At 65.6% G+C, this 12,450-nt stretch carries 11 protein-coding genes; 3 read left to right on the forward strand and 8 right to left on the reverse strand.

Annotation, left to right across the window (positions count from 1 at the left end):
• Together P3W85_RS27830 and P3W85_RS27835 are read left to right on the forward strand one after the other, a co-directional pair.
• On the forward strand, positions 1-320 hold a 320-nt coding region (locus P3W85_RS27830), incomplete at its 5' end, for an acyl-CoA dehydrogenase family protein (protein WP_276267129.1).
• A 14-nt stretch (positions 321-334) separates the two neighbouring features.
• Positions 335-1,339, forward strand: coding sequence for an acyl-CoA dehydrogenase (locus tag P3W85_RS27835; RefSeq protein WP_276267130.1), 1,005 nt, complete (start codon positions 335-337; stop codon positions 1,337-1,339).
• Between the two features lie 13 nt (positions 1,340-1,352).
• Here P3W85_RS27835 and P3W85_RS27840 read toward each other — a convergent pair whose 3' ends face one another.
• A complete protein-coding gene (locus P3W85_RS27840; RefSeq protein WP_276267131.1) occupies positions 1,353-2,036 on the reverse strand; it encodes a TetR/AcrR family transcriptional regulator in 684 nt (227 codons plus the stop codon).
• 108 nt (positions 2,037-2,144) lie between these two features.
• Between P3W85_RS27840 and P3W85_RS27845 the strand changes: the two genes are divergently transcribed.
• Positions 2,145-3,614: a protoporphyrinogen/coproporphyrinogen oxidase gene (locus P3W85_RS27845; RefSeq protein WP_276267132.1), complete on the forward strand. Its 1,470-nt coding sequence runs from the start codon at positions 2,145-2,147 to the stop codon at positions 3,612-3,614.
• Positions 3,615-3,659: 45 nt separating this feature from the next.
• On the opposite strand, the gene P3W85_RS27850 is transcribed toward P3W85_RS27845, so the two are convergent.
• From P3W85_RS27850 to P3W85_RS27880, 7 genes are all read right to left on the reverse strand, one after another.
• Positions 3,660-5,186, reverse strand: coding sequence for a SpoVR family protein (locus tag P3W85_RS27850; RefSeq protein ID WP_276267133.1), 1,527 nt, complete (start codon positions 5,184-5,186; stop codon positions 3,660-3,662).
• A 132-nt stretch (positions 5,187-5,318) separates the two neighbouring features.
• Positions 5,319-6,596 carry a YeaH/YhbH family protein gene (locus tag P3W85_RS27855; RefSeq protein ID WP_017227431.1) on the reverse strand — a complete coding sequence of 426 codons (1,278 nt, stop codon included), beginning with the start codon at positions 6,594-6,596 and terminating at the stop codon, positions 5,319-5,321.
• Between the two features lie 37 nt (positions 6,597-6,633).
• Positions 6,634-8,556, reverse strand: a complete 1,923-nt coding sequence (locus P3W85_RS27860) for a PrkA family serine protein kinase (RefSeq protein WP_017227430.1) — start codon at positions 8,554-8,556, stop codon at positions 6,634-6,636.
• A gap of 467 nt (positions 8,557-9,023) precedes the next feature.
• Positions 9,024-10,211 carry an acyl-CoA dehydrogenase family protein gene (locus P3W85_RS27865; RefSeq protein ID WP_017227429.1) on the reverse strand — a complete coding sequence of 396 codons (1,188 nt, stop codon included), beginning with the start codon at positions 10,209-10,211 and terminating at the stop codon, positions 9,024-9,026.
• A gap of 129 nt (positions 10,212-10,340) precedes the next feature.
• Positions 10,341-11,120, reverse strand: coding sequence for an enoyl-CoA hydratase/isomerase family protein (locus tag P3W85_RS27870; RefSeq protein ID WP_017227428.1), 780 nt, complete (start codon positions 11,118-11,120; stop codon positions 10,341-10,343).
• 75 nt (positions 11,121-11,195) lie between these two features.
• Positions 11,196-12,188, reverse strand: a complete 993-nt coding sequence (locus P3W85_RS27875; protein ID WP_276267134.1) for a tripartite tricarboxylate transporter substrate binding protein — start codon at positions 12,186-12,188, stop codon at positions 11,196-11,198.
• Positions 12,189-12,292: 104 nt separating this feature from the next.
• Positions 12,293-12,450, reverse strand: a 158-nt coding sequence (locus P3W85_RS27880) for an AMP-binding enzyme (protein WP_276267135.1), incomplete at its 5' end; no start/stop codon positions are given.

Below are 12,450 nucleotides of genomic sequence, written 5' to 3' on the forward strand. Positions count from 1 at the left end.
GCGACACCGTCGCCATTGGCCGGCTGGCGGCCAGGCTGGCGGTGCTGCGATCCATGTCGCTGGCGGTCACCGCCAGGCTTGCCGAGGGCGCAAGCCCGGTGGTGGAAGCCGCGCTGGTGAAGGACCTGGGCACGGAATTCGAGCAGTCGATCCCGGCGCTGGCCGAAGCCGCGCTGGGAGACGATGCGCAACTCGCCGCCGATCCCGGCCTTTATCGCACCCTGGCCTATGTGAGCCAGGTCGCGCCGTCCTATTCGCTGCGCGGCGGCACGCGCGAGATCCTGCGCGGCATGATCGCGCGGGGCCTTGGCCTGCGCTGAAACGGAGTTCTCCCATGCACAATGCTTTTTCAGACGCGCTCGAAACCGTGCTGCGCGACTGCTGCCCGGCTGCCGTCGTGCGCGCCGTCGAAGGCGGCGAAGATCGCCCCGCCCTGTGGCAGGCGCTGCAGGACAGCGGCTTTGCCGACTGCCTGTTGCCCGAGGAGGCCGGCGGCGCCGGCCTGCCGCTGGAGGAGCTCGCGCCGGTGCTGTTCGCGCTGGGCCGTCACGCGCTGCCCCTGCCGCTGGGCCAGACCCTGTTTGCCCGCACCCTGCTGCATGCCGCCGGGCTGGCGGTACCGCCCGAGCCCATCGCCCTGGCATGCTTCGATAGCGCCGGCGATGCCGCCGACGATCGCGCGCTGGTGGCCGGCGGCGCACAGGCGGCGTGGTTCCTGGTGCAACAAGGCACGCATTGTGCGCTGCTGCCCCGCGCCCGCGCGCAGGCCCGCGCGACCGGCGCCCACGCCGACCTCGCGGCGATCCTGCCCCGCCCCGCGTGCGACGGCCTGCCCGCCTTCACGCTGCCGGCTGGCACCCTGCGCCAGATCGGTGCCTGCCTGCACGCGGCGCAACTGGCGGGCGCGATGTCGCAGGTGTTCGACATGACGCTGCAATATGCCAACGACCGGCAGCAATTCGGCCGGCCCATCGGCAAGTTCCAGGCCATCCAGCACCAGATCAGCGTGATGGCCGAACACGTCACCGCCGCACGCATGGCGGCGCAGATCGCCTGCGCGGGCACCGGCTGGCTGCCGGACCCGCTGCGCGCGGCCATCGGCAAGCTCAACGCCAGCGAGGCGGTCACGCCGGTGGCAGCCATCGCGCATGCGGTGCATGGCGCCATCGGCATCACCGCGGAATACGATCTGCAGATCTATACCCGCCGCCTGCATGCGTGGCGGCTGGCGGACGGATCGGAGCACTACTGGGGACGGGTGGTGGGAGAAGCCGTATGCGGCGAGGCGGAACGCGGCGTGGTCGAACTGGCCCGCGGCTGGAGCACCGACGCCGCCTGAATCCGCCCGCGTGTCAGGCCGCGTCCGGGCCGCGCAGCAGCATGCCCCAGCACAGGCGCACCAGTTCGTCCTCCAGCTCGGGGCTGCCGAGCAGGGGCGAGCGCTCCAGCGACGCGGCCCTCACCACCCCGAACAGGGCGCGCGTGACCACAAACATCTGGGCCGGCGCGGGTACCCGCAGCGCCGGCATGCCCAGTGCCTGCAACTGCGCGCCGATGCGTTCGCTGGCGGTGCGCAGCGCGGCCACGGCATCCTCGTCGCGATCATGGCGCCAGGCCAGGCGCGCCAGGGCCCGGGTGTGCGGGTCGTGCCCGCCGAAGCTGTGCACATAGGCCTGTACATAGGCGCGCAGGGCGGCGCGCGCGGCCTCTTCCGCCGCGGTCCCGACCGCCTCGGGTGCGTCCGCCCAGACCGCCATGCGCTCGGCCAGCATGGCCTCCAGCCCCGCCATGGCGCTCTCGCGCAATTGCTCGATCAGGGCCCGGCCGATGGCCGCGCGATCGGCGAAGTACTGATACAGCGAACCGACCGACACCCCTGCCAGCGCCGCGATCTGTTCCGTGGTGGGCTCCGGCTGGTTCCGCATCTCGTGCTCGGCGAACAGGCTCGCGGCGGCTTGCAGGATGGCCTGTACGGTATGTTGGGCGCGCTGCTGCGAGGGCTGGCGGCGCCTTGGCGGTTCGGTGGCGGTGGGCATGGGAAAACCTGAGCGGAAAGCGAATTGGCCTGCGTACGGGAAGCCGGTAGATTGTCGCACGTCGCCCGGATCGTTCGGGCGCTCGAGACATGGGACAGGCCGCAGAACATGCAGAACATGCAGAACATGCAGAACATGGTTACCGCTTCGCCGCTTCCACCGCTTTCATCGTTGCGCCCGCCGCCGCCGGGTGAATCCGGCCGCCCGCCCACCGTGATCGTGGCCGGCGCCGGTATTGCCGGACTGTGCGCCGCGGATGCGCTGGCGCGCGCGGGCGCGCAGGTCCGCGTCTTCGAAGCCAGCGGCGAGGTGGGCGGCCGCATGCGCACCGATACGCTCGGCGGCCACCGGATCGAGTGCGGCGCGCAATTCCTGTCGGCCGGCTATACGGTGCTGCCGCAGCTGGCGCAGCGGCTCGGCCTGGCCGGCGAGATCGGCATGGCCAGCCAGGTCAATGCCGTGGTGCGGCAGGGCCGCCCGCGCCGCGTGCGCGCGGACAGCCTGTTCGACCCGCTGCGCAGCGGCCTGCTGGGGCTGCCCGGCTGGCTGCGCCTGGGCCTGGCCCTGAGCGGGGAGCGCCACGGCCTGCAGACGCTGCCGCTCGACGACCTGGGCCGCTGGACGTGCTACGACCGGGAATCCGCCAGCCACTGGCTTGCGCACCGTGGCTGCGCAGACGCGCTCGCCTACGTCACCGAGCCGATGCTTCAGGGCCTGTATTTCCTTGCCCCTGAAACCACTTCCGCCGCGCTGGCGATGATGGCCAGCGGCTTCGGCTGGCGCCGCCATGCCACCACCTCCCTGGCGGGCGGCATGCAAAGCCTGCCGCGCGCGCTGGCGCGGACGCTGGATGTCGAGCTGAACCGCCGCGTCGAATCCATCCGCCAGCACGGCGCCGGTGTGATGGTGGCGGGAGCGGGCTTCTCGGCCAGCGCCGACTATGTCGTCTGTGCGCTGCCGGCGCCGCTGGCACAGCGCGTCTGGCAAGGCACGGACCCGCTCGAGCGCCGCCTGCTCGCCTCCGGCTATAGCCGCACCATCAACCTGTCTCTGCTGACGCGGCCGGGCTTCCGGGTGCCGGCGAGCCTGGCCGGCACCTACGGCCTGCTGGTGCCGCGCGGCGAACGCCGGCACGTGGCGGCGCTCGCGCTGGAGGCCGGCAAACGCCATCACGGCGGCCCCCGCGATGCGCAGGAACGTGGGCAAGTGGTCCAGGCGATGCTGGAAGACGGTGCCGCCGCCACGCTGATGGGCGCAAGCGACACGCAGCTCCTCGCCGAAGTGCTGCCCGAGATCGAGCGCTATCTCCCGGGCATCTCGCGGCAGTTGCAGGACGCCAGGATCACGCGCTGGGAGCAGGCCATGCCCCATGTGCCGGTGGGCCGCGCCGCCGACGTGCTGGCCTACCGGACCCGCGCGGACGCCGCGCAAGGCCGGATCTTCCTGGCGGGAGACTATGTGAACGCGCCCTTCACGGATGCAGCAGCCGCTAGCGGGCAGTGGGCTGCCGCGGCCATCCTGCGCGCCGCCGCGCAGGCGGCGCCGGCAAGGCACGCCGCCGGCCACGAGGGCGGCTGAGCGCACACGGCGCGCGGCGCTTCGCCGCCGCCGGGCCCGGGCGGGTCAGGCCGCCTTGCGGTGCCGGCGTTCCGGCTTGCATTCGTACTTGGACTCGCGCCGGCCGTCCTCGTAGGCCACCTCGAGCCGGACCGTAAAGCCCCACAAGCGCGTCACGTGCCGGATCACCTCGTCGAAATTCTGCGCCAGCGGGCGGCGGTCGTTCTGCAGGTGGCGCAGCGTCAGCGAGCGGTCGCCGCCCACATCCACATTGGTGATCTGGATATTGGGCTCCATATTCGACAGGTCGTACTGGTTGGCCAGCAGTTGCCGGATATTCCGGTAGCCCTCGTCGTCATGGATGGCGGTCACCCGCAGCTTGCTTTCGCGATCGTCGTCGAGCACGGAGAACAGCTTGAGCTCGCGGATCACGCGCGGCGACAGGAACTGCAGCAGGAAGCTCTCGTCCTTGAAGTTGCGCATGGCGAAGTCGAGCGTCTTGCGCCAGTCGCTGCCGGCGAACTCCGGCGCCCAGCGGTAGTCTTCCTCGGTCGGGTTCTCGCACATGCGGCGCAGGTCCTGGAACATCAGGAAGCCCACGGTGTACGGGTTGAGGCCGCTGTAGTATGGACTGTTGTACGGCGGCTGGTAGATCACATTGGTGTGCGCCTGCAGCAGTTCCATCATGAAGGCGTCGTTGACCAGGCCTTCTTCATAAAGCTGGTGCAGGATGGTGTAGTGCCAGAAGGTGGCCCAGCCTTCGTTCATGACCTTGGTCTGGCGCTGCGGATAGAAGTACTGGGCGATCTTGCGCACGATGCGCACGATCTCGCGCTGCCAGGGCGCCAGCTTGGGGGCGTTCTTCTCGATGAAGTAAAGCAGGTTTTCCTGGGGCTCCGGCGGGAAAGCCGATTCGCGCTCGATCGCTTCGTCGTCTTCCAGCGCGTTTGCGCGGTGCTTGGGCAGGGTGCGCCACAGGTCGTTGACCTGCATCTGCAGATAGTTCTCCCGCTCGGTCTGGCGCGCCTGCTCCTCGGCGATGGAGAGCTTCTTGGGCCGCTTGTAGCGGTCCACGCCGTAGTTCTGCAGCGCATGGCAGGAATCCAGCAGCAGCTCCACTTCCTGCTCGCCGTAGCGCTGCTCGCATTCGGCTACGTAGTTCTTGGCGAACAGCAGGTAGTCGATGATGGCGTCGGCGTTGGTCCAGGTGCGGAACAGGTAGTTGCCCTTGAAGAAGGCGTTGTGGCCGTAGCAGGCGTGCGCGATGGTCAGCGCCTGCATCGGCATGGTGTTCTCCTCCATCAGGTAGGCGATGCAGGGGTTCGAGTTGATGACGATCTCGTAGGCCAGGCCCATATGCCCGCGCTGGTAGCTGCGCTCCGACGCCAGGAAGTGCTTGCCGTACGACCAGTGGCTGTAGCCCACCGGCAGGCCGGACGATGCATAGGCATCGAGCATCTGCTCGGCGGTGATGATCTCGATCTGGTTGGGATAGGTGTCCAGTCCGAAATCGCCGGCAATGCGAGCGATTTCGCGGTCATAGCGCTGGATCAGCTCGAAGGTCCACTCCGAGCCGGTGGAGAGATATGCCATTTACGACCCCCGTTGCGGGCGAAGATTTCCCCCGCTTCTCAATCGCCTCGGGTTGCCCCTCTCGCCGAAGGGAGAGCGGAAAACCGTCTGGCGAAGCAGCCGAAAAACACCTGCAAGAAACGACACCCTACCTCAGCGGCTCGACGGCCAGGCCGCCTTCTTCTGGAACAGGTCATGCAGCACGGGATAGATCTCGTCCGGCCCGATGATACGCTGCATGGCGAAGTTCTCATGGCGCTCCTTCACCGCCAGATACTCTTCCCAGAGGTTTTGCGGCTCCTCCGAAGCCACCTCCACATAGGCGTAATACTGCACCAGCGGCAGGATGGATTCGCGCAGCAACCGCCCGCACAACTCCGAATCGCCCGCCCAGTTGTCGCCGTCCGATGCCTGGGCGCAGTAGATATTCCACTGGCTGGCGGGATAGCGGTCGTGAATCACCTCGACCATCAGCTTGAGCGCGCTGGATACAACCGTACCACCGGACTCGCGCGAATGGAAGAAGTCCTCCTCGTTCACTTCCTTCGCCACCGTGTGATGGCGAATGAACACCACGTCGATACGGTCGTAGTTGCGCTTGAGGAAGAGATACAGGAGCATGAAGAAGCGCTTGGCGAGATCCTTGCGGCTCTCGTCCATCGAGCCGGAGACGTCCATCAGGCAGAACATCACCGCCTGCGCCTGCGGGCGTTTCTTCAGCACGCGGTTGTTGTAGCGCAGATCGAGCTTTTCAATGAAGGGCACGCGTTCCACGCAGGAGCGCAGGTGGCGCATTTCCTTCATCAGCTCGAGCGCCCGTGCCGAATAGGGCCCATCCTGCTCCAGCACCTCGCCATACTCCTGCTCCAGCACGGTGAGCCTCTTCTGATACGGGCTCGACAAGGCGATGCGCCGCCCCAGCGAACTTCGCATGGTACGGAGGATGGAGAGATTGGACGGCGTGCCGTCGATGGAAAATCCCGCCCTGACCTTGCGGACCTCGGCAATCTTGGCAAGGTGGCGCTTGGCCATGTCCGGCAGCGCCATGTCCTCGAAAAAGAAGTTGAGGAAATCCTCGCGCGACAGGGTGAAGACGAAATCATCCTCGCCTTCGCCCGAATCGCTCGCCTTGGAGCCGCCCCCGCCCGACCCTTGCTGCTGGCGGTCGAAGCTATCCCCCCGGACGAACTTCTTGTTGCCCGGGTGGATCCACTCCCGCCGGCCGCCCTGGCCGTGGTGGAAGGCAGGTTCGGAGATGTCCTTGACCGGAATGGACACCTGCCCGCTCTGCTCGATGTCCATGATCTTCCGGCCGGACACCGCCTTCGCTACCGCCTGGCGTATCTGCTCGCGGTAGCGTTTGATGAAGCGTTGCTGGTTGACGGCACTCTTGTTGCCGCCGTTCTCGCGCCGATCGATGACCGTGGCCATATGCTTGCCCTCGTTAAGAGGCCTCGTTCAGGCGCCGTTACGATGATTTTCTTACGCGCAAATACCACTCCACAAGTAGGCGGACCTGCTTCGCCGTGTAACCCTTCTCAACCATGCGGTTGACGAAGTTCGCGTGCTTGTCCTGATCCTCGCGAGAGGACTTGGCGTTGAACGAGATCACGGGCAGCAAGTCTTCGGTGGTGGAGAACATGCGCTTCTCGATCACCATGCGCAGCTTCTCGTAGCTGGTCCAGGCGGGGTTCTTGCCCGCGTTGTTGGCCCGCGCCCGCAGCACGAAGTTGACGATCTCGTTGCGGAAGTCCTTGGGGTTGGAAATCCCCGCGGGCTTTTCCACCTTCTCCAGCTCGTCGTTCAACGCGTTGCGGTCGAGAATTTCGCCGGTGTTCGGGTCGCGATACTCCTGGTCCTGGATCCACAGGTCGGCAAACACCACGTAGCGGTCGAAGATGTTCTGGCCGTATTCGGAGTACGACTCCAGGTAAGCGGTCTGGATCTCCTTGCCGATGAACTCCACGAACGGCGCGGTCAGGTACTCCTTGATGTAGGAGCGCAGCTTGGCTTCCTGTTCCGGCGGGAACTGCTCGCGCTCGATCTGCTGTTCGAGCACATAGAGCAGGTGCACCGGATTCGCGGCCACCTCGGTATTGTCGAAGTTGAAGACCTTGGACAAGACCTTGAAGGCAAAGCGCGTGGACAGGCCGTTCATGCCTTCGTCGATGCCGGCGTAGTCGCGGTACTCCTGGTACGACTTCGCCTTGGGATCGACGTCCTTCAGGCTCTCGCCGTCATAGACGCGCATCTTGGAGAAGATGTTCGAATTCTCCGGCTCCTTGATGCGGGTGAGCACGGCGAACTGTCCCATCATCTTCAAGGTGTTGGGCGCGCATGGCGCAGCCGACAGCGAACTGCTGCGCAGCAGCTTGTCGTAGATCTTCACCTCGTCCGACACGCGCAGGCAATACGGCACCTTGACGATGTAGATCCGGTCGAGGAAAGCCTCGTTGTTCTTGTCGGCCTTGAAGGTTGTCCACTCGGCTTCGTTCGAGTGCGCCAGGATGATGCCGTCGAAGGGGATCGCGCCGAAACCCTCGGTACCCTTGTAGTTGCCTTCCTGGGTCGCGGTCAGCAACGGGTGCAGGACCTTGATGGGCGCCTTGAACATCTCGACGAACTCGAGCAGCCCGCGGTTGGCCAGGCACAGGCCGCCGGAATACGAGTAGGCATCCGGATCGTCCTGCGGGAAGTCTTCCAGCTTGCGGATATCGACCTTGCCGACCAGCGAGGAAATGTCCTGGTTGTTTTCATCGCCCGGCTCCGTCTTGGAGATCGCAATCTGCGACAGCACCGATGGCCTGAGCTTGACCACGCGGAAGCGCGTGATGTCGCCGTTGAACTCGTGCATGCGCTTGACCGCCCAGGGCGAGGCTATCGTGCTGAGATAGCGCAGCGGGATGCCGTAGTCCTCTTCCAGGATCTTGCCGTCTTCCTCGGGGGCGAACAGCCCGAGCGGCGATTCATGGATCGGTGAACCCTTCAGTGCGTAGATGGGAATCTGCTCCATCAGCGCCTTGAGTTTTTCCGCCAGGGAAGACTTGCCGCCGCCGGGAGGCCCGAGCAGGTAGAGGATCTGTTTGCGTTCTTCGAGACCTTGCGCGGCGTGCTTGAAGAAAGAGACGATCTGTTCGATCGTGTCTTCCATGCCGTAGAACTCGCGGAAGGCCGGATAGATCTTGATGACCTTGTTGAAGAACAGCCGCGACAGCCGGGGATCGTGGTGGGTATCCACCAGTTCGGGCTGACCAATGGCGGCGAGCATGCGCTCGGCCGCGGTCGCATAGGCGGAAGGATCCTTCTTGCAGATATCCAGATATTCCTGGATGCTGTATTCCTCTTCCTTGCGAGCTTCGAAGCGTGTGGCGTAGTGGCCGAAAATGTCCATACCTCACTCCCGTCAGATTCCCGTCCGAGGCGAAGGCAGCTCTGCTACATCCAAGACTTCGCGGCAGCTTTTGCGGCTCCGCCACCCCGGCCTGGCGGTGCTGCCATGTTGCGAAATCCTTACTTCATCATAGTCAAATAACGGCGAGAACCGAGAGTCGGTTGACGAACTTTTCAATAGCGCAACAGATAAGTCCGACTCACCGTACCACCACTCCAGGCCCCACTCGCGACGGGCATTTGAACCATGTCTTGTGACACACATTACACCTTTCCCGCTTTCCCTGCACAGGCGGTTTGTAACCGGTTGCGCGCTTCGCAGCGCGCAACCCGCGCTGCGCGGGGCGTTGCGGCCAGCCTACTGCCAACGTACTACGGCGTTGGCATGAGAGGCTGAGCGCGTGGTCCCGCACGCACGCACGCGTCGTGCGACTGTCACACCGGCGTCGCACCGGCGTCGCACCGGCATCAAAGCGTGCGCGCCACCAGCTCCTTCATGATCTCGTTGGAGCCGCCATAGATCTTGCCCACCCTTGCGTTCGCATACATGCGGGCGATCGGGTACTCGAGCATATAGCCGTAGCCACCGTGCAGCTGCAGGCATTCATCGATGATTTCGCAGTTCTTCTGCGAGCACCACCACTTGGCCATGGCCGCGGTGGGGGCATCGAGTTCGCCTGCGAGCAAACGCACCATGCAATCGTCGACGAAGGTCGCGGCGATGGTTGCCTCGGTCTTGCACTCCGCCAGCTTGAAGCGCGTGTTCTGCATATCGATCAACGGTTTTCCGAAGACCTGGCGCTCGCGCACATAGTCGGTGGTGAGTTCGATGGCGCGCTGCATGCTCGCCACCGCCCCGAGCGCGATGATCATGCGCTCCTGCGGCAGTTGCTGCATCAACTGGTAAAAGCCCTTTCCTTCCTCCTCGCCCAGCAGGTTGTCAACGGGCACGCAGACGTCATCGAAGAACAGTTCGGCGGTGTCCTGGCCCTTCTGTCCGATCTTTTCCAGAATACGGCCGCGCCTGAAGCCTGCCAGGTCCCGGGTCTCGACCATGATGAGGGAGACCCCGCGCGCGCCGGCTTCGGGATCGGTCTTGGCCACCACGCAGATCAGGTCGGCGTGGTAGCCATTGGTGATAAAGGTTTTTGCACCGTTGATGCGATAGATGTCTCCATCCTGGCTCTTCTCGCGCACTGCCCGGGTGCGTACCGATTTGAGATCGGACCCCGCGCCAGGCTCCGACATGGCGATGGCGGCCACCATGGCGCCTGAAGCCATCTGCGGCAGCCATTTGCGCTTTTGCGCCTCGGTACCGTAGTTGAGCAAGTAATGGGCCACGATGCCGCTGTGCACGCTGTTGCCCAGGCTGGTAGCGATCGCACGCGCCATTTCGGTACAGATCACCGCCTCGTGGGCAAAGTTCCCGCCGCCGCCGCCGTACTCTTCCGGAATACTCGCGCACAGCAGGCCGACTTCGCCCGCGCGGTTCCAGACCTCGCGGTCGATGTAGCCACGCTCGGCCCAGCGCGCCTCGTTCGGCACCAGCTCGCGCTCGACAAAGCGGCGCACGGTGTCCTGGAACATGCCCAGCTCTTCATTCATCCAGGACGCCTTGCGGGCCGCCATCGTCACGTTCTTGTCGGGATTACCCATGCTGTTCTCCTTGATTGATGTCGCTTGCCGCGGCGCGGACAGGCCGGGGCAAGGGGTGGTCCTGCGTTCCTGGCCGGAGCGGGAGCGGGAGCGTGCTGCATCGCAGCACCGGTCCGGCGGCCCCGGGGATCAGTCGGGCCAGCGGTAGCGCGGCGGCTGCTTCTCCAGGAAGCGGGCCGCGGCCTCCTTGCGGTAGCCGGTGGCGAAGGCGATACCCTGGCCGTCCGCTTCCATCTCGAGCATGCTGTGCAGGTCCTGGTTGAGCGAGGCATTGAGCGCCTTCTTGGTCAGCGCCACCGCGACCGGGGAGGCTTCGGTAAAGGCCGAGGCCAGCGCCAGCGCGCGCGCCTGCAGCTCCCCGGCAGGCACGATCTCCATCACGATGCCCTGCTGCAGCGCCGCTTCAGCGCTAAGCTCGCGCATCGAGAACATCAGCGCCTTGGCGCGCTGCAGGCCAATCATGCGCGGCAGCGTGTAGAACACGCCGCAATCGGGTATCAGGCCCAGGCGCAGGAAGGGCAAGCCAAAGCGCGCGCGCGGCGTGGCCAGGATGATGTCGGCCACCAGGGCAAGGCTGAAGCCGGCGCCATAGGCCGCCCCGTCCACCGCCGCGATCACCGGGCGGTCGAGATGGATCAGGTCCTCGAGCCAGGGATGGATGGCCGCGAGGCGCTGGCGGCCTTGCTCGGCGCTGATCTCGCCCTGCATCGAGCTGATGTCGCCGCCCGAGCAAAAATCAGTGCCTGCGCCAGTCAGGATCAAGGCGCGCACGCTGCCATCCTGGCGCAACTGCTGCACCACCTCGCCGATCTCGCGGCGCATGGTGCCGTTAAGCGCGTTTTTGCGCTGCGGGTAATCGAGCGTCAGGGTGGCAATGCCATCGGCAACGGCATAACGGATGGTCTCCATGGAAATTCCTCCTGGCGGATCCTGGTGGCAATGTGTATAAAAAGGCATGTTCTTGAGTAGCGGGCGCAGCGGCGCTCAGTCCAGCTGGATGTGGGCATCGCGCACGATGCGGGCCCACTTGGGCGTGTCGGCCGCGATCACCTCAGCCAGTTCCTCGGGCGACGATCCGACCGGCTGCAGCCCCATTGCCGACAGCCTCTGCGAGATATCGGGCAGGCGCACGATACGGCCGATTTCGGCCGAGAGCCGGCCGACCACCTCGCGCGGCGTACGAGCGGGCAGGAACACCGCGAACCAGCCGCTCGGCTCGAAGCCGGAAAAGCCGGCCTGGGCGAAGGTGGGCACCGAAGGGATCGACTTGTAGCGCTGCGTGCCGGTGATGGCCAGGATCTTGAACTTGCCGCTGCTCAGATAGCTGTTGGCGGAGGTCACATCGACAAAGGCCGAATCCACCTGCCCGCCGAGCACGTCGCTGATCAGCGGCGCGGCGCCCTTGTAGGGGATATGCACCAGGTCCAGTCCGGCCTGCATCTTCAGCAGTTCGCCGTGCAGGTGCGAGGAGGTGCCGTTGCCGTATGAGCCATAGCTGAGCTTGCCGGGGCTGGCCTTGGCCAGCGCCACGAACTCGGCCATCGTATTGGCCGGCACCCGGTTGGGCACCACGAACAGGTCGAAGGACCTGGCCAGCAGGGAAACCGGCGCGAAATCGCGCCCCACGTCATAGGGAATGCGCTTGTACAGGCTGGGCGACTGGATCATGGCGGTAATGCCGAGCAGCACCGCGTAGCCGTCGGGCGGCGCCTTGGCCACGATATCGTTGCCGAGCATGCCGCTGGCGCCGGGCTTGTTGTCCACCACCACCGGCTGGCCCCAGGCCTCGGTCAGGCGCTGACCGATCATGCGCGCGATGGTATCGGTGCCGCCGCCGGCCGGATACGGCACCACCATGCGGATTGGCCGCCCCGGATAGCTCCCCTGTGCCAGCGCCGGCAGTTGCCACCCGCCCAGCAGCGCGCCGCCGCCCAGTGCCGCTGCCTGGCCCAGCCAGGTCCGTCTGGTTGCTTTCATCGTGTCTCCCCCTTCTTTTTCATGTCGCGCGCGCGGCACCGGCAGATCCGGTGGCATCCGCTCGCGGTAGCCGCTGCTATTGAGTGAGCTATTGAGCTACTGAGCTATTGATTCCCGCCCGGGTCCTGCTCCAGTTCCTGCAGTGCCCGCCACTGGATCTTGCCGGTGGCGGATTTGGGCAGGGCGTCGACAAAGCTGACCATGCGCGGCACCTTGTAAGCGGCCAGCCGCTCGCGGCACCACGCCATGATCTGCTCGGCGC

The sequence above is a fragment of the Cupriavidus basilensis genome, assembly GCF_029335485.1.
In the GTDB taxonomy this organism is placed as follows: Bacteria; Pseudomonadota; Gammaproteobacteria; order Burkholderiales; family Burkholderiaceae; genus Cupriavidus; species Cupriavidus basilensis_E.

Excerpts from the sequence above, each read along its gene's own strand:
- P3W85_RS27835 (WP_276267130.1), top strand. The coding sequence starts at position 335 with ATGCACAATGCTTTTTCAGACGCGCTCGAAACCGTGCTGCGCGACTGC.
- P3W85_RS27840 (WP_276267131.1), bottom strand. The coding sequence starts at position 2,036 with ATGCCCACCGCCACCGAACCGCCAAGGCGCCGCCAGCCCTCGCAGCAG.
- P3W85_RS27845 (WP_276267132.1), top strand. The coding sequence starts at position 2,145 with ATGCAGAACATGCAGAACATGCAGAACATGGTTACCGCTTCGCCGCTT.
- P3W85_RS27850 (WP_276267133.1), bottom strand. The coding sequence starts at position 5,186 with ATGGCATATCTCTCCACCGGCTCGGAGTGGACCTTCGAGCTGATCCAG.
- P3W85_RS27855 (WP_017227431.1), bottom strand. The coding sequence starts at position 6,596 with ATGGCCACGGTCATCGATCGGCGCGAGAACGGCGGCAACAAGAGTGCC.
- P3W85_RS27860 (WP_017227430.1), bottom strand. The coding sequence starts at position 8,556 with ATGGACATTTTCGGCCACTACGCCACACGCTTCGAAGCTCGCAAGGAA.
- P3W85_RS27865 (WP_017227429.1), bottom strand. The coding sequence starts at position 10,211 with ATGGGTAATCCCGACAAGAACGTGACGATGGCGGCCCGCAAGGCGTCC.
- P3W85_RS27870 (WP_017227428.1), bottom strand. The coding sequence starts at position 11,120 with ATGGAGACCATCCGTTATGCCGTTGCCGATGGCATTGCCACCCTGACG.
- P3W85_RS27875 (WP_276267134.1), bottom strand. The coding sequence starts at position 12,188 with ATGAAAGCAACCAGACGGACCTGGCTGGGCCAGGCAGCGGCACTGGGC.